Source organism: Lysinibacillus sp. SGAir0095 (assembly GCF_005491425.1).
GTDB lineage: Bacteria > Bacillota > Bacilli > Bacillales_A > Planococcaceae > Ureibacillus.
Genome location: NZ_CP028083.1, coordinates 1,362,032 through 1,379,188, shown reverse-complemented (window position 1 = coordinate 1,379,188; position 17,157 = coordinate 1,362,032). Strand labels below are relative to the sequence as shown.

Genomic DNA, 17,157 nt, shown 5'->3' with positions numbered 1-17,157 from the left:
TTTGTCTATGATTTTCCTCACAATTTGACAAATTTTATAAAATTGACAATTATTTCTTTTTTCTCATGTAGATTATCCTGATTCTACCACTGTACAATGAAAGTGTGACTATTCTAATAATTTACATAAAAAAATAGCTGTAATCGCTACACCCATCTTTTAAATTCCCAATAATACACCCTTTAAACACCGGGAAAAGCAATGGAGGAAATGACAATGAATATGGAAGATAGATTATTTAATCAGAATCTGGATTTATCAAACCTATTAGAAAACCTAATCCTTGAAAATAGCGATCTCCAAATGAATTGGCTGACAGATGCCTATAACATAAACAACCGAGTCGAATACCATTCCTATCTAACCATGAAAGAAAGTCCAGCGAACAAAATCTGGGTTCAACAATTTTTGAACCAATTCACGCCCCTCTATGAGCAACTCTCCCTCTATCATGATTATTACGAGGTACGAACAGAAACACTTACTAAAGATGCCGATAAGCTAGAGGTACTAGAAGCGTTAAGAATAGCAAGCGTGAAAGTAGCAAAGGAACTCCTATTAAGTCAACAACAGCGTGTGGAGAGAATCGAATTACTCGACGACAATAGCTTGAAAAAAGGAAGTGCCTCCAAAGCCAAGCTACTCTATTTAGCAAGAAACACACCGTCAACACTCGAGCTCTTTGACTTATTGGGGAGCAAGTTGAAAAATCCAATTCTCTTCCATTTCCATTCAGATGAGACCAACCAAGAAATGGCGGATTGCTTTGAGGGCATTCAAGTATTGAATGATGCGGTATTATTGAATCCAAATGAGGAAGTGATTGTATTCTATTTAACTACTTTGTTACTTGATTTTTATGAGGATTTGAAGGAATTGATTTGTGGGATGAGGGGGAGGAAGTTAAACTACATGTAGAGGAAACAAAATTAGAATTTTCATTCCACTAAGGATAAAAACTCCCCCAAAGTAGCCAGATTTCTATTTTCTATTCTGTCGACCTAAAGGGGAGTATATTAATTTAGTTTGTGGGTAAATTACCACTTTTCTTTATAATTCCTATTATCATGTATTACGTCAGATTATTACATGAAAACTATTTGGCTATCCAATCTAAACTTCTGATACATTTTTAAGCATGAAACTATTGTTTGTCCAAATAACCATTCGGATGATGCTTATGCCAATTCCAAGCATCCGTAATTATTTTTTCTAAGGAAGCAAACTGTGGTTTCCATCCTAATACTTTTTTTGCTTTCTCTGATGAGGCGATTAAGACAGCAGGGTCACCAGCTCTTCTCGCTTGTACTTCTGCTGGAATTGGATGGTTAGTTACACTTCTTGCTACATCAATTACTTCTTTGACTGAATAACCATTTCCATTGCCCAGGTTAATAATGTCACTTGGGTTACCTTTTCTTAAGTATTCTAAAGCTAAATAGTGAGCAGAAGCCAAGTCCATTACGTGTATATAATCTCTAATACATGTACCATCATCTGTTGGATAATCATCGCCGAACATATAAACTCTATCCCTCTTGCCAAGTGGAACCTGTAAAATCAAAGGAATCAAATGGGTTTCTGGATCATGATTTTCTCCTATGCAGCCACTTTCATGTGCTCCTGCAGCATTAAAGTACCTTAAAGATACATATTTCATGCCATAACCTGTCTCAAACCATTTCATCATTTTTTCCATGGCTAATTTTGTTTCACCATAAGTATTTGTTGGGTTGGTTTCATTATCTTCAAGTAGAGGTATATTTTTAGGTTCACCATATGTTGCCGCTGTTGATGAAAATACTATTCTGTTAACATCATTTTCCTTCATTATATCTAAAAGGCACATCATGCCATAAACATTGTTATGATAGTACTCATAGGGCTTTTCCATACTCTCACCAACTAAAGAATTTGCTGCAAAGTGAATCACAGCCTCAATTTTATGAGTCTTAAAAACCCTATCTAAAGCTACTTTATCTCTAAGATCCACCTCATAAATATGCTCTACATCAATAGAATATATATATCCACTTTGCAAATTATCAACAACAACAATATCTTCGTTTTTTTCTAGGAAATATTTAACTGTATGGGATCCAATATACCCTGCTCCGCCGGTTATTAAGATTGACATTACCTCAATTGCCCCCTAACTTCTAGTTCATAAGCAACTGTCTTTACTTACAAAACCATAATTATATGTAATTGTTTCTTTTTTAATTATTCCTACTTTGAAGGAGTTTTTTAAAAATTATTACTATACACTTAACACTGTACTAAGTAATTTTGACTTCCAGTACCCTAAACACTTCAAGCGCCCTATTGTATCCGCTTATTGTGTATGTATTATAATTAACTAAATACAATAATTCTCACCGTATAACAAAAAAACACGATCTAAATAGCGGAATTTTCTTAATCTTTACAAACAATCATAAAATTGAATATTCTTTCAAAACTCCATTCACATCTAAAAAATATAGATTATTATCTAGAAAATATCCAGTTTAGTTTCTGTTAATTATTTCATTCTTTTATTAATAATAGAAATACCTAGATGTTTCACAGCAACTAGTATTAAAAGAATCCATCCTACCATTCTCAATCTAGCTGCGGTACCAATGTTATCATTAGTAATTCCAATTAACATGAACCAAACGACGGCATGTATAACCAATAAAGTATCTGTAGCAGAAAAGCTTTTTCTTTTTTTATAAAGAAAGAAACATATCAGTATAAATGGAATACATTCCGAAATAAAAACAAGTATCATAGATATTCCATTTATTTGCCATGGAAAAGGACCCAGAGCATTACTTAAGACGCTATAAGAATAATTTATTAAAAACAAAATAAAATTTGGTTGGTTCAGTGATATATATAGTTGGCTCCCTCCAGCAAATAATTCAATTCCAGCATTACGATATATTAATGCATCTTGCAAAGACATATCTACTATTGGAATTGAATAATTACGAAAGAAAGTGTATATAATTCCAAATCCTATTAAGGAAACAAGGATGACTCTAACTCCACTACTATTATTTTTTCCTTTTCTATGAAAAAATAAAAAAATACAGGAAGCTATAAGAAAGCTTAATAATGCATAAGTACGGTAACCACCTAATAACAACATTGATAATATTAAAAGAATAGGAGTAAATACATTACCTAATTTACCCTTTTGTATAAATAGACTTATGAAAGCAAAAACAGAAACAATATAATAAACACATATCCAAGTATCACGGTATATTGAAAGAGTCGAATTTATCAGATAACTCGGATAGCAAATAAGAGATATTAGTAAAATAATTGCTGATACATTAAAAACATAAGGAATTGTTACGTTTTTCTTTAATATTTTTAATGAAAAATAAGCCAGTAAAATATTACCTAAAAAGTTAAACCCCTTCATTAAAAAAATACTATCAGAATTAAAGCTTTTTAATATATAGCCTAAAACTAAAGCATGGATAGAAGTTAATATTGCAGGTTGATCATTTGCGATATTTCTGGCCTGAGTTGCATAAAATTCGCCATCATCACCTCCACCAAAAAAAGGAATACCAAGACCATCATATCCTAGAGATAAACTGATATAAAATATTAATGAGGTTATACTAAAGTAAATAAAACAATATATACTAAAAAACAAAACTAACAGACTAGTCTTCTTACTCATTTTACCCCCCTTTTCAAGTGTAACTATTATTTATTCTACTTTAAGAAGAGTTAAATTTGTTTTCATTAAAAAGTAAAATATACTCAAATTAATTATTTTGAATTTACCCAAGGAGCTTCTGTAAATGTCTTAATTGTATCATGCGTATACTTTTTAGATGGATATAGACCATCCATAACATTTTTATCAAACAATATTCTTTCTATAATATTATAAATATAATCAGAATCATGCTCTTTCTTACTAATTTTCAAATCACTTGGTTGTAATATATCATCTAAAAAGTCCGAACACTTATTATGATATTCTACAAGTGCAAATGGGATATCCAATAAAAATGCACTTATTCCACCATGTAGTCTTACACTAAAAAATGCATCACACTCACTAATTTCATTCCACATTTTAATTGGATCAGATTCATGATATACTATTTTTACTTTTGAAAAATTCTCTCCTAAAAATTCTACTAGTTCACTAGATATTTTCATATCTCCCTTAATTGGATGAGTGTTGAGGACACAAATCTTTATTGTGATACTTTCTCTATATGTGTCAGTAATTTTTTTTATAGCATTAAAAATTGCTAAATTCCTTTTCTTTTCAATACTTTCATCTTTACCCAAAAAACTTTCATAATTACATAGTGATATCCCTAGAACTTTATTACTTTTATCATCTTTCTCAATTTTATAAGGATATAAAAGCGGAATAAGACCTGCTAAGTCTTTTCCATAGACATATGGTATTTTTATTTCTAAATCATGTAATAAATTATATGAAAATTTATCTCTTACCGAGAGAAAAGAAAAGTTATTAATAAAAGCCTTTGCATCATCAATATCTTTTTTTGTTGTGAAAGGACCAATTGAAACACCTATAGCAGCTATTTTTGATATACCTTTCTCGGCTAACATATTCTGGAGTTTTCTCATCTTATTTGATGAGTCCGAACTTATAGTTGATCCACCAGATAATACAACTAATTCATTTTGAATAAAGGAATTTACCATAATAGCGGTTCTATATAACTTGCTAACAAAGTTATGGCCTGCGTAAAGCTTTCTCAAATGTGTAACTGAAAAATTCACATCCAAATTATCAATAGGTGATCCTATAATTGAAACCTCCGGATACATATCCCAATACCTTTTCGCAGCAAAAGTAGAAGCGACAACAAACAAATCATCACCATAATTTTGCATACCATAATAACCAGTAAATGCAATACTTCCCATTCTATACACCTCAATTTATTTATAGGTTTAAACTATTAATTTAATATAATTTTTACAACTATTCCAAAGTAGAATAAAAAGAAATACTTCACAAAGAATTGTTGAGTATACAGCGCCATATACACCGATATAAGGTATTAAAATAATATTTAGTAAAATATTTAAAACGGCAGTCAAACCTTGATGTTTCACTTTTGAATATATTCTATTATCTGTCGACATAATAGTACCACTTACTGAGCAAATAAATCTAAATGGAATACATAGACTTAATAAAATTAGCAGTTGAGCAGAATCTATATATCTTTCTCCAAAAACTAATGATATTAATACCTCTGCTGTAAACATTATTAAAATTACCGATAACAATCCAACAATTATCATGATAAGATTACTTTTTTTATATAGACTTTTAACCATTTTAGGATTATGATGCACCCAAAAATGAAGCTTCGGCAAAAATAATTTTCCAAAAATAATATTTGGAAATAAATAAACAAAGGATATTATTGTAAAAGCTACATTATAGTAGCCAGCAATTTCCTCTCCTTTAAAAAAACTTAATAGAATGATATCACTTTGGTAATAAATAAAGTAAAAAATAGCAGCTAACCCATAAGGAGAACTATTTTTTAACGAATTTAGTAAATTTGGGTATTCTCTACGCTTTTTATAAATATAATTCGGAATTCGTAAACTTTTAGATTGAAGACGGAAAAGAATCTTTATAAAATGGTGAATTGTAATAATCGATAATATACATGTAATTAATCCTATATATATGACGTGATCAAAGTAGATAATAGCTAAGATTACCCCAAGAAACCTGACAATATAAATTACGAGATTATATAAAGCAACCTTATTATAATTTTGCTCAATTTGATATATTGCTGTAATTAATGGTAATAAACCTTGTAGGATGATATTAGGTATTAAATACAATAATAAATGTTTGGTAGTCTCACTAAATTCACTGAATATTATTATAAGTAGTAATATGAGTAAGGAAAATACTAAAGAATAGGTTAAAATCAAAAAGTTAGGTTTTATCCACCTATACGCAAAATCCCCTTCCTCCCCAAATATCTTTACAAGAAAATCTCCTACACCAAAACTAACAAAAACTGCAAATAAATTAATCAAATTCATTGCGGTTATATAGGAACCATATTCTTCAACATTAAAAAATCTTGTTAATAAAACCTGAGTAAAAAACGTCAAAAAAGTACCTAATACAGTCCCAAAGATTAACCAAAAACTTTCTTTAAAAATTTTATTCATTTTCTTCTTGCACCATCTTTTTTGATTGGAGCTTATAGGAAGTTACTTATCCGATAATCTCTCGTTAATTTTTAAAACAATAATCGTTAGACTACGAACTGAAAAAATAAACTAAACTTGATTACTTGTTTTAGTTTTAATCAAACTACTCTTTAAGGTAATATTCAAAGCATAGGACGCATGTTCTCACAATTGAAAATAGCATGGATATAATTATCACGCTAGCTATACTCAAATTCATTAATTCGCGTTAGTTTGATTCCTTATATTGATTCATACAATTCAATAAGACGTCTTTCCATCTCATTCCAAATATAATTATTTTTATATAATTGTTTCATTCTAATTGAGATTTCTGGCCAATCAGTTTTATTCTTTTTTATATTTTTTATTGCTTTTTCGAGACTGATTGAATTATATTCTATAACTTCACCAATTTTATTATCAATGACCACTTCGTCCATACCAGTATTTTTAACCATTATAATTGGTTTACCTAACATTAATGCTTCATAGAATTTATTTGGAGCTGCAAAATAATGGTTTCGAACCTTTGGATCATATATAGCCGTAACTATATCACAACTTTTTTCCAATTCTAAAGTCTTTGAATAATCTAGTCTACCATAAAAAATAATATTACTATGTATAAACGACAGTTTTTGGAAATATTCGTGTAAGGTACCAAACCCCCCTATGTGCAATTCCAAATCTGGATTATTAATAATTACCTCTGATAATTCTTTTAATAATCTTCCCTCTGCTAGAATTCCAATATAAGCTATCTTCACCTTTTCTTTATTTAGATTTAAAGAACTTATTTTTAAACTTGAAGTAGAAGGAGAATTATGAATTATAGCTAACCTTTTGGGGCTTGTACCATTAATTTGTTCCTTTCTTTTTTCAGAACATATTATTACACCATCTACAGTATTAATTAATCTATGATCCCTATTTTCAATAAAATTTTTTAGTAGTTTAGGAACATTAAATGCATCCACATAGTAATCAAATATATCGTATATAATTTTCTTTTTTAAGAGCTTTGCTAAGTATCCAGACACGAAAGCCGTATCAAAATCACAAGCATGAATTACATCGTAATATCCCCTATTTTTTAATAACCATTGTATCAACCGATATTGAAATAATATTAGAGGTCCAATATTTCCTTTGATTCCTGCACCATAATCAGATGGAATTCCAAATCGATATATTGCCACTTTTCCATTCTTCAAATCTAAAAATGACTTATTAACTTTATATTTCCCACTTCTATCCCAAGCCACCACTGATACCTCATGGCCAGCCATTATAAGACTATTTACCTCTTTTTCTACTCTTGGATCTGGTTGTACTGGATTAGATCTTAAAAATACAATTCTCATACTATCACCAACTTTTTAATAAATCGATACAAATAACAATAAATAGAAATTACTCTATATATATTTAGAATAAATTCCTTTCATTTCCTCAATAACCTTACTTAGCGAGTAAGTTTCAACCATATTTAAACTAGCTCGTCCAAAAAGATATCTTGTATTATCTGAAAAGAAAAGCTTTTCAACTGAAAGAGCAAAATTGTCTACATCATCAATTCCTACAACAAAACCATTTTCCCCATCAATTACCAAATCTCGATTTCCCCTACAATCTGTTACAACTAGTGGTAACCCCGTAGCCATAGCCTCCATTACGTTTACCGGAAGTCCTTCTTGTCGTGAAGATGAAACAGATACATCCGCAATCAACATAAGATTTGAAACATCTTTCCTAAAACCTAAAAACTTGACTTTTTCTTTTAACCCTAAATCGGTCACTTGTTGTTTGTATTGCGCTAGCAGATCACCTTCACCTATAAGTAAAAGCTTTATGTTCGGTATCTTATTTGATAAATGTGAAACTGCCTTTATTAAAAGATCTTGATGTTTTCTATAACTAAGCTCTCCAGCGTAAATTAATATAAAATCTTGTTCCGAATAACCATATTCCCTACGTATTTTTACTTTAGTTTCTGATGTTTGAGGTATAAACTTACTACAGTCAATTCCAACTCCATTTACCATATTTATGTTTACTGTTTTTAATTTGCTCTTAACAGTTTGATAATCTTCTCTATTAATTGTAATTAAACAATCTGTGTGCTTTGATAGCCATTTTTCAATAGGATAATATAACAACCAATTCCTCAGAGGTGCACCTTTAAAAAAATGAAATCCATGTGCAGTGTAAAGAACCTTCGTTCCATTTTTTCGTGATGACTTTGCTGCTAGCCTTGTAAGTACACCTCCCATTGGTGTATGACAATGAATTAAATCATAACTATTGCTTTTTATAATCTTTTTCAGTTGTTTATATATATTAATATTTTTCGTTTTAAGAGGTGAACGTTCAAAAGGAAGGTCATAGTACTTATCACAAAATGGTATAGAGAGTTCATCTGGGTCATCAAAATCATTCCTAGCGCATACATGAGTCTCATATCCATTTTCTTTAAACCATTTTAAATAAGGTAAATGAAACACATTAATATGTTTCTTCACTACTGTTGCTACAAACAAAACCTTTTTCATGTTATTTCTGCTCCGTTACTTTTATAGATTTAGTATAATCAACTACATAATAGTCCTCTTTGTAGATTGAAATTTCTTTGTCATAAACCAAATCCCCAAAAACCTTATTCACCGTACCTATTCTTCTACGAAGATAGTAAACAATAGGGTTAAGAAATTTGATTTTCCAAATTTTCTTACCATGAGTTTCTGCAATCAGTTCAACCATGTTGCTCGTTTTTACATAATCTCTATTCTGAGGGAAGTATACTCCACTGTCGAAATTATCTATTAATAATCGTACAAACTCACATAGGTTATAAATAAAAATCATACTACGCTTATTTTCTATATCAGGAAATATAGGAGCTATTAATGCAAATTTCCCCAATTTAGTATAATTACCTTTACATCCCTTTCCATAAATCATTGGAGGGCGAAGAATAGCTACTCTAAAAAAACTTTCTTCTATAGACAAAAGTAATTCCTCAGCCTGAAGCTTTGATTTCCCATAATTACTTTTAGGTTGAACAGAAGAATTTTTATCAATCACACCACTTTCAATTCCATAAACACTCATTGAACTAAAAAATATGAACTGCTCTACACCTTCAACCTTTGCTTTTTGAGCAACTTCATATGCCAAATCACGGTTTACTTTGTAATAAATCTCAGCATTTTCTTTTGTTTCTTTTATATGTGCTATCCCAGCTACATGAATGACAACGTCATACACAGAAAAATCCATTTCCTTCCATCGGTCATTCCTCACACTGATTGAATCAGTTGAATATCTATCAAAATCATATCCAAGCCACTTCTCCAGGCTCATACCTACATAACTGCTTTTACCTATAATCAATATTTTTTTCATTTAAAAATACTCTCCTCACTACTCGCGATTTCTTTATTCGCCGTAGTTCCAGTCCCACCTTCAACAACTCCGTCACTATTTAATACACTGACCACGGTCCCAAAGAAGCACTTAACATCCATTAAAGGACCAATCTTCTCAACATACTCCCCATCCAAGTTTGCTTTAACTTCAATAGGTAGCTCGTCCCTACCATTAATCTGCGCCCAACCAGTTAGTCCAGGTGGTACATCATTAGCACCATACTTATCCCGTTCAGCAATCAGATCATACTGATTCCAAAGTGCCGGTCTCGGTCCAATAATGCTCATCTGACCAACAAAGATATTCCAAATCTGCGGAAGCTCATCAAGTGAAGTTTTTCTCAAAAACTTTCCCATCCTGGTGATATACTGTTCAGGGTTCTCTAACATGTGAGTCGGCTTGTCGTTAGGTGTTTCTATTTTCATAGTTCGGAACTTTAAAATATTAAAATGTGTTTTGTTTTTCCCAACCCGTTTTTGCTTAAACAATACAGGACCTTTCGAATCGAGCTTAATTAAGATAATAAGTATTATAAAAACTGGTGTTAATGTAATAAGGCCAATTAATGATAATATGATATCTATTAATCTTTTAATTTTTAAATACACAAATACCAACACTCCCTGAATGGTTACTAGAAATTTAGTGCTTACTTGGAATTTAAACCTCCAACTAACTACTAAACCACTAAAATCACTTGAACTTTTCATATCTACATCGATTTTATATAGAGTTTCTTCTTATTAAATAGAATATTTATTTGGACACTATTGAAACTAACTACCTCCTTGGTAAAAGTAAGGAGGCAGCCACCTTTAAATCTCTATTTTAATGCTAGATTGATTTCATTTACCTTTTCCAACAAATAATCCAATAGCTCATCCCGAATTTCTTCATTCTCCAACGCCATATCAATCGTCGTTTTCACAAAGCCTATTTTTTCACCCACATCGTATCGTTTCCCTTCGAAATCATAGGCAAATACATTTTGACTTTGGTTTAACTTTTGAATGGCATCGGTTAATTGGATTTCGCCACCTGCCCCTGTTTCTTGAAGGCTAAGGAATTCAAAAATTTCAGGTGTTAGGACATAGCGCCCCATGATTGCTAGGTTAGAAGGAGCTGTACCTTGTTTTGGTTTCTCTACGAAGTTACTTACTTCATATAGTCTTTCATTTGATGAAATGGGATCGATTATGCCATAACGGTGTGTTTCCTCATTCGGGACTGTTTGAACTCCGATGACGGATGACCCTGTTTCGTTATATTGGTCGATTAATTGTTTCGTACAAGGATTTTGTGCTTGTACAATATCGTCGCCGAGTAGTACGGCAAAAGGTTCTTCTCCTATGAAATTCCGCGCACACCAAACAGCATGACCTAATCCCTTTGGTTCCTTTTGACGAATATAGTGGATTTCCACTTTAGATGATTGGTTTACTTTTTCTAATAGCTCGAGCTTCCCTTTTTCTATTAAATTGGCTTCCAGCTCGAAGTTGCGATCGAAGTGGTCTTCAATTGCGCGTTTTCCTTTACCTGTTACGATGATGATGTCTTCAATTCCTGAAGCGATCGCTTCTTCGACGATATATTCGATTGTTGGTCGATCTACAATTGGCAACATTTCTTTTGGCATGGCTTTTGTGGCTGGCAGGAATCGCGTTCCTAAACCCGCTGCAGGAATGATGGCTTTTCTGACTTTCTTCATATCAATTAGTCATCCTTTCAAATCTACTTTTTTGTCTTCAGTGTTTAAAAGTTCCAGCATTTTCCCTTTATAGGCTTCCACTCCCGGTTGGTCGAATGGGTTTACTTCTATTAAATAAGCACTCATGGCACATGCCTTCATAAAGAAGTAGACTAAATAGCCTAAATGATAAGCATCTAGTTTTTTAAGTTCGAGTTGGATAACTGGTATACCACCCTCAGCATGGGCTAGGGCTGTCCCTTGTTTAGAGATTGCATTAATGCTATTAAAGCTTCGATTACTTAAATAGTTTAGTCGATCTTCGTCTCTAGCATCGAACGGGACACGATAATCGTCTGTTATCTCATGAAAATGTAGCAAGGTTTCAAATAGGATGGGGCTCCCATCCTGAATAAATTGTCCGATCGCATGTAAATCTGTTGAGTAATTTACGGTTGCAGGGAAGAGTCCCTTTTGGTCTTTTCCTTCACTTTCACCAAATAATTGCTTCCACCAGTCGTGGAAATTAGCTAATGCCGGCTCGAAGGAAGCCAGTAGCTCTACTTTATAGCCAAGCGAATAGAGGGCATGACGAATCACGGCATAACGATAGGCTTCGTTCTCCTCTAAATTTCCTTCTTTTAATAGAGTTGCTGCTTCTTTAGCTCCATCTAGTAATTGCTTGATCTCCACACCTGCCACTGCAATTGGTAATAGACCTACCGGCGTTAAAACGGAATATCTTCCACCGATATTGGGAGGTATCAGAAATTGACGATAATTATGAGTTTCAGCAATCTCTCGTAGAAATCCGATTTCAGGATCAGTCGTAACAATTATGCGTTGGTTCGCATCTTCTCCATATCGTTCTTCCATATATTGACGTAGCACACGAAATGCTAATGCTGGCTCCATCGTTGAACCTGATTTTGAAATGACGTTGATATAAACTTCTTTGTCTGCAAGACTGGTTAATAGCTGATTGATATAGGCTCCACTCATGTTTTGCCCCGCATAAATCACTTCAATTCCGTTCGGCTGCTTTCCAAAGTAAGGTGTTAATGCATCTTGAATCGCTTTTGCGCCAAGGTAAGAACCACCAATTCCAATGACGACTAATACATCCGCGTTAACTTTGATTTCATTTGCAATCGTCTGTATGGAATCTATGAGATTATGTTTCTCTTCTAAAGGTGTGTTGACCCATCCTGTCAGTTCATCCTTCGACTCTTCTAGATGGTGGTGAATCGCTGCAACAGCTGATGTGTATTGTGAATAGTCAATCTTTAAAAATTGTTCATTCAATATCGTCGTTTGTAATAATTGCGTTGCCACATTCTTCCCTCTTTTCAGAATTTTAGAATCCTCGATGCTTATTTATACGGGTACTTTGATGGCCGTATGCTCTGGGATTTGCCATTTATTATTAGCCACTGAAACTATTTCTTCTTTAATGTCGTCTATTTCAAGAGACTGCAATTTTACTAGTAATTCGTGAAGGGCCTCGGTGTCTAATGCATTGGCTTTCCCTACATGAATTTTTGGATAGATATGCTCTTCTTGAATTTCTTCCGGTTTAAGCAGTTCTTCGTACATTTTTTCACCAGGTCGAATACCAGAGAATTCGATTTGGATTTCTTCTTTTGTAAATCCAGAAAGACGGATTAGGTTGCGTGCCAGGTCTACAATTTTGACAGGCTCGCCCATATCCAGCACGAATACTTCTCCCCCTTGAGCAAGTGTCCCAGCTTGCAGTACAAGGCGAGATGCTTCTGGGATGGTCATAAAGTATCTTGTCATGTCCGGATGTGTGACCGTTACCGGACCACCTGTTGCAATTTGTGCTTTAAAACGAGGGACAACACTTCCACGAGAGCCTAAAACGTTCCCGAATCGGACAGCTGCAAAGATGGTATTGCTTCTTGTCGAAAGATTCTGAATAATCATTTCTGCAACTCGCTTCGTCGAACCCATCACATTTGGTGGGTTGACAGCTTTATCTGTTGACACTAGGACAAAGTTGGAAACTCCATATTCGTTGGCCGCATCCGCTACATTCTTTGTACCGAACACGTTGTTTTTAATGGCTTCTCTTGGATTGTATTCCATCAATGGTACATGCTTATGTGCTGCCGCATGATAGATGACATCTGGCAGATTCAACCCTACAACCTCGAAAATTCGTTCTCGGTCCTGAATGTCCGCAATAATCGGGATAATCTCAGTTCCCTGATTTGCGTGGTTCTCGATTAGCTCCATATGAATGGTATAGATGGAATTTTCACCATGTCCAAGTAATAAAAGTTTCTTTGGTTTGAATTTCATCACTTGACGGCAAATCTCTGAACCGATGGAACCACCTGCTCCTGTCACTAAGATCACCTTGTTCGTTAGTTTTTGCGATATGGCGACCATGTCTAGCTCGACCTCGTCACGACCAAGTAAATCCTCAATTTTGACATCCTGTATATCATTGACAGAGATATTTCCAGTTAGGACATCCTCCACCTTTGGCATTATCCGTACTTTCGCTTTCGTTTTGGAACAAATTTCATAGATTTCATGGATGCCCAATTTTCCAAGGGAAGGGATTGCCAGGATAATCTCTTGTATTTTTTTCTCTTCGACAATTCGTGGTATCTCCTGCGTATTCCCGCAAACTTTTATGCCCATTACCGTTAGCTGTTGTTTGGTCGGATCATCATCCACAAAAGCCACCGGTTTGTATTCAGGCGAAGGATTGTTGTGCATGCTTCTGGCAAGCATTGTACCAGCTTGTCCAGCCCCGACGATTAACACGCTTTTCAAATCTCCATGTGCCTTCAGCGTTGTTCGGTCATGGGCAATTCTTAGGACAAATCGAGATCCCCCAATCATAACGATGTGGAGCAGCCACGTGATGCCCATCAGTCGCACATACACATCTCCGCTCACCACAAATTGCACTGCACTTGCTACTACGATAGAGATGGTCACCGCATTAAAGATGGTCAATAACTCTCGTACCGAAGCCACACTCCAGATTCTGTCATACAGGTGAAAAAAGTGTGCTGCCAAATGGTGGCTAATTAATAGCGTGATCGACGAGATTAAGATTATGGTATTCGAAAAAATATTAAGTGAAGGATGTAGTAGCCAGTAACAATAGAAGATTGCCGATAAGACAATGAATGAATCTAATATAAAGAAGGCGGTATATCGTTGTTTATAATTCATAGCATTTACCTCTTTTCACCTATACTTGTTCATTTATTATTCATGAATATTAAATTCACTAATCTAAAAGTAACAAACTCATTATACCATTTTACTGGAAGTTGGAAAGAGGAAAATGTAAATTTGACTATATTTTTACAATTAACCTAGTAGATGTCTAATTTATAGGACTATTATTATAATTACTAAAGGTAAACACGACAAAATACGACATTTTTCTGCTACTTATAATAAACTCCACCATTTGCGTATTTTCACCTCTTCTGGTTCAAAAAGCACAAACGGTTCATTATATATGATACTTTTGTTATTCTGCAATAACATATCAACCGAGTCTAATTCTTTCTTTTTTTCTAAATAATCCAAGCCTTTTTCAAATAGAAAGGGTCTTGTTGTTAAGTTATGGACATCCGACCCATATGTATGGACCAGATTTGCACGCACTAAATCCAGCGAGAGCTTTTGAATGGATTTCCCAAATTGTCCTGCTAAACTTCCCGCTGTAATTTGTGCTACAGCCCCTTCTCGGATCAAGCGTTCCAATCTTTCAGGCTTTTCCGCGATTCCCTTGTTTCTCTCTGGATGCGCGATAATCGGCGTAATCCCCTCAACTGCTAAGGCATTGATAATATTTTTTGTATAGGTTGGGACATGACTTGAGGGTAATTCCAATAATAAGTAGCTGGAATTGGCTAATCGATGAACTTCTCCTTGTTGGATTAAGTTCATTAGCTTTTCATTTAAACGCACTTCATGCCCCGTATAGAGGGTCAGAGGAATGTGGCGGTTTGTTAATTCCTGTTGCAATTGCTCGATTTGTTCAGTGACAATGTCGAATTTTGCGTTAAATTGAGGATGATGACTATGAGAGGTGGAGATGAGATCTGTAATGCCTTCCCTTGCAGCTTGTTCCAGTAATTGCATTGATTCTTCTTGTGTTTTGGGGCCATCGTCGACATTCCACAATACATGGCTATGCATATCTATCATTCTCTTTTCACCCTTTCATTCTTTTAAGAAAAGAGAGTAAAGGACACTCGGGTCTTTTACTCCTCACTTCCATAGTAATAATAATAGTAGTGACTATTTTCGATATTATAGTTGTTTAAGATGACACCAATGGTATTGGCTTTGGCAGCATCCAAAAGTTCTTTTGCCTTGATGGCACTTTCTTTTTCGGATTTCCCTGTATTGATTACCAGTACAGCGGCATCGGTTTTGTTCGATACGATTTGTGCATCCGCTACTGATAGAATGGGCGGTGTATCAAACACTAGTAAATCGAAATCCTCCAACAAGCGATTTGTGAGAGCATTCATATTTTTTGAGGCTAGTAATTCTGCCGGATTTGGTGGGATTGGTCCACTTGGCAATACATACAAGTTTTCGATTTCTGCGTATTGGATAGCCTCTTCTACTTCGCATTGTCTTGTCAGAACGCTGGATAAGCCGTGAGAATTTCGCAGCTTAAATGTATAGTGCGAAGTGGGTTTGCGCATATCAGCATCCACTAGAAGCACTTTCTTCCCTTCCTGAGAGAAGACTGTAGCGATATTTGAAGCCGTTGTTGATTTCCCTTCTGATGGGGATGCAGAGGTTACCAAAAGTGTACGTAATTCCTGGTCTGGCATCGAGAAATTGATATTTGTTCGAATCGTTCGGTATTGCTCGGCATTGATAGACTTTGGATTGGTAGCCACTATAATTTTCCTTGCCAACGAATTCGATTTTTTGTTCTTTTTCTTCAGCATAAACATCCCTAGTTTCCCCTGCCTTTACTACGTGAAAGATTCGAAGTTGTTACTGGTTCGAGATCCGGTATTGGACTTACGATTCCAATGATTGGAAGGTCTAATATATCTTCTACGTCTTGTTCGGATTTGATGGTTGTATCCAAGTATTCAAGAAGGAAAGCCAGCCCCACTCCGAGCATTAGCCCGATAACCGCGCCAATGGCAATGTTCAGCATCTTATTCGGTTTTACAGGTGAAGGATTCTCACTCAGAATTGCAGGAGAAAGAATATTCACATTGTCGACGTTCATAAGTTCTTTTATTTCTTGTCGAAACACTTCTGCTGTCGTGTTCGCAACCTCTACGGCAATGGCAGCATTTTCGTCTTGGACACTTACGTTGACAACCTGAGAATTGTTCTCGCTCGACACTGTAATTTTGTTCGTTAATTGTGTTGGTGTTAGTTTCAAATCCAATGTTTCGATTACTATTGAAAGAATGGCCGGACTTTTAATTATGACATTGTAAGTATTGATCAGCTGCAAATTGGCCTGAATGTCTTGCGATTGAATCGCCTGTTGTTCTGTATTTTGTTTGTTTACTAAGATTTGTGTCGATGCTTGGTAAATTGGTGTCAGTAAAAAGAAACTAATTACCCCAGCGATCAATGCAGCAATCATTGTAATGCTTACAATATGGACAAATCGTTTCTTAATCACTTTAAATATATCTTGTAAGCTAATTGTTTCTTCCACTTGGTCATCTCCTCTTGACAATGGCAGCACCTTTTTCATATCGTTGCTAAATTATTTCCTACCGATTAGGAAAAAAAGGGTAGATAAATTGATTTTTTGGAAT

General features: G+C 34.3%; 15 protein-coding genes. 1 reads left to right on the top strand and 14 read right to left on the bottom strand.

Features of this window, described 5'->3' with window-relative positions; genetic code table 11:
* Positions 1–216 precede the first annotated feature (216 nt).
* On the top strand, positions 217–918 hold the full coding sequence (locus tag C1N55_RS06705) for a hypothetical protein (RefSeq protein WP_137728109.1): 702 nt from the start codon (positions 217–219) through the stop codon (positions 916–918).
* Positions 919–1,144: 226 nt separating this feature from the next.
* Here the strand turns inward: C1N55_RS06705 and galE are convergent, their stop codons facing one another.
* From galE to C1N55_RS06635, 14 genes are all read right to left on the bottom strand, one after another.
* Positions 1,145–2,137: a UDP-glucose 4-epimerase GalE gene (gene galE / locus C1N55_RS06700; protein WP_137728108.1), complete on the bottom strand. Its 993-nt coding sequence runs from the start codon at positions 2,135–2,137 to the stop codon at positions 1,145–1,147.
* Between the two features lie 387 nt (positions 2,138–2,524).
* On the bottom strand, positions 2,525–3,688 hold the full coding sequence (locus C1N55_RS06695; protein ID WP_137728107.1) for a hypothetical protein: 1,164 nt from the start codon (positions 3,686–3,688) through the stop codon (positions 2,525–2,527).
* Between the two features lie 92 nt (positions 3,689–3,780).
* Positions 3,781–4,926 (bottom strand): polysaccharide pyruvyl transferase family protein, encoded by a 1,146-nt coding sequence (locus C1N55_RS06690; RefSeq protein WP_137728106.1) that lies wholly within the window; start codon positions 4,924–4,926, stop codon positions 3,781–3,783.
* 27 nt (positions 4,927–4,953) lie between these two features.
* Positions 4,954–6,210 carry an oligosaccharide flippase family protein gene (locus tag C1N55_RS06685; RefSeq protein ID WP_137728105.1) on the bottom strand — a complete coding sequence of 419 codons (1,257 nt, stop codon included), beginning with the start codon at positions 6,208–6,210 and terminating at the stop codon, positions 4,954–4,956.
* Positions 6,211–6,473: 263 nt separating this feature from the next.
* Positions 6,474–7,598, bottom strand: a complete 1,125-nt coding sequence (locus tag C1N55_RS06680; protein WP_137728104.1) for a glycosyltransferase family 4 protein — start codon at positions 7,596–7,598, stop codon at positions 6,474–6,476.
* Positions 7,599–7,652: 54 nt separating this feature from the next.
* The gene (locus C1N55_RS06675; RefSeq protein ID WP_137728103.1) at positions 7,653–8,786 is read right to left on the bottom strand and encodes a glycosyltransferase family 4 protein; all 1,134 of its coding nucleotides are present in this window, start codon (positions 8,784–8,786) and stop codon (positions 7,653–7,655) included.
* Between the two features lies 1 nt (position 8,787).
* Positions 8,788–9,639 carry an NAD-dependent epimerase/dehydratase family protein gene (locus C1N55_RS06670; RefSeq protein ID WP_137728102.1) on the bottom strand — a complete coding sequence of 284 codons (852 nt, stop codon included), beginning with the start codon at positions 9,637–9,639 and terminating at the stop codon, positions 8,788–8,790.
* Positions 9,636–10,271: a sugar transferase gene (locus tag C1N55_RS06665; protein WP_137728101.1), complete on the bottom strand. Its 636-nt coding sequence runs from the start codon at positions 10,269–10,271 to the stop codon at positions 9,636–9,638. Before C1N55_RS06665 ends, C1N55_RS06670 begins: the two co-directional genes overlap by 4 nt.
* 215 nt (positions 10,272–10,486) lie before the next feature.
* Positions 10,487–11,371 carry a UTP--glucose-1-phosphate uridylyltransferase GalU gene (gene galU / locus C1N55_RS06660; RefSeq protein ID WP_137728100.1) on the bottom strand — a complete coding sequence of 295 codons (885 nt, stop codon included), beginning with the start codon at positions 11,369–11,371 and terminating at the stop codon, positions 10,487–10,489.
* A 9-nt stretch (positions 11,372–11,380) separates the two neighbouring features.
* Positions 11,381–12,685: a glucose-6-phosphate isomerase gene (locus tag C1N55_RS06655; protein WP_137728099.1), complete on the bottom strand. Its 1,305-nt coding sequence runs from the start codon at positions 12,683–12,685 to the stop codon at positions 11,381–11,383.
* 42 nt (positions 12,686–12,727) lie between these two features.
* Positions 12,728–14,566, bottom strand: a complete 1,839-nt coding sequence (locus tag C1N55_RS06650) for a polysaccharide biosynthesis protein (RefSeq protein ID WP_137728098.1) — start codon at positions 14,564–14,566, stop codon at positions 12,728–12,730.
* Between the two features lie 225 nt (positions 14,567–14,791).
* Complete coding sequence (locus tag C1N55_RS06645) at positions 14,792–15,556, bottom strand: tyrosine-protein phosphatase (RefSeq protein ID WP_137728097.1); 765 nt, start codon at positions 15,554–15,556, stop codon at positions 14,792–14,794.
* A gap of 56 nt (positions 15,557–15,612) precedes the next feature.
* Positions 15,613–16,323 carry a CpsD/CapB family tyrosine-protein kinase gene (locus C1N55_RS06640; RefSeq protein WP_137728096.1) on the bottom strand — a complete coding sequence of 237 codons (711 nt, stop codon included), beginning with the start codon at positions 16,321–16,323 and terminating at the stop codon, positions 15,613–15,615.
* 2 nt (positions 16,324–16,325) lie between these two features.
* Positions 16,326–17,054 carry a YveK family protein gene (locus C1N55_RS06635; protein ID WP_137728095.1) on the bottom strand — a complete coding sequence of 243 codons (729 nt, stop codon included), beginning with the start codon at positions 17,052–17,054 and terminating at the stop codon, positions 16,326–16,328.
* Positions 17,055–17,157 lie beyond the last annotated feature (103 nt).

Coding starts and splice junctions, on each gene's coding strand:
- C1N55_RS06705 (WP_137728109.1), top strand. CDS start 217: ATGAATATGGAAGATAGATTATTTAATCAGAATCTGGATTTATCAAAC.
- galE (WP_137728108.1), bottom strand. CDS start 2,137: ATGTCAATCTTAATAACCGGCGGAGCAGGGTATATTGGATCCCATACA.
- C1N55_RS06695 (WP_137728107.1), bottom strand. CDS start 3,688: ATGAGTAAGAAGACTAGTCTGTTAGTTTTGTTTTTTAGTATATATTGT.
- C1N55_RS06690 (WP_137728106.1), bottom strand. CDS start 4,926: ATGGGAAGTATTGCATTTACTGGTTATTATGGTATGCAAAATTATGGT.
- C1N55_RS06685 (WP_137728105.1), bottom strand. CDS start 6,210: ATGAATAAAATTTTTAAAGAAAGTTTTTGGTTAATCTTTGGGACTGTA.
- C1N55_RS06680 (WP_137728104.1), bottom strand. CDS start 7,598: ATGAGAATTGTATTTTTAAGATCTAATCCAGTACAACCAGATCCAAGA.
- C1N55_RS06675 (WP_137728103.1), bottom strand. CDS start 8,786: ATGAAAAAGGTTTTGTTTGTAGCAACAGTAGTGAAGAAACATATTAAT.
- C1N55_RS06670 (WP_137728102.1), bottom strand. CDS start 9,639: ATGAAAAAAATATTGATTATAGGTAAAAGCAGTTATGTAGGTATGAGC.
- galU (WP_137728100.1), bottom strand. CDS start 11,371: ATGAAGAAAGTCAGAAAAGCCATCATTCCTGCAGCGGGTTTAGGAACG.
- C1N55_RS06650 (WP_137728098.1), bottom strand. CDS start 14,566: ATGAATTATAAACAACGATATACCGCCTTCTTTATATTAGATTCATTC.
- C1N55_RS06645 (WP_137728097.1), bottom strand. CDS start 15,556: ATGATAGATATGCATAGCCATGTATTGTGGAATGTCGACGATGGCCCC.
- C1N55_RS06640 (WP_137728096.1), bottom strand. CDS start 16,323: ATGTTTATGCTGAAGAAAAAGAACAAAAAATCGAATTCGTTGGCAAGG.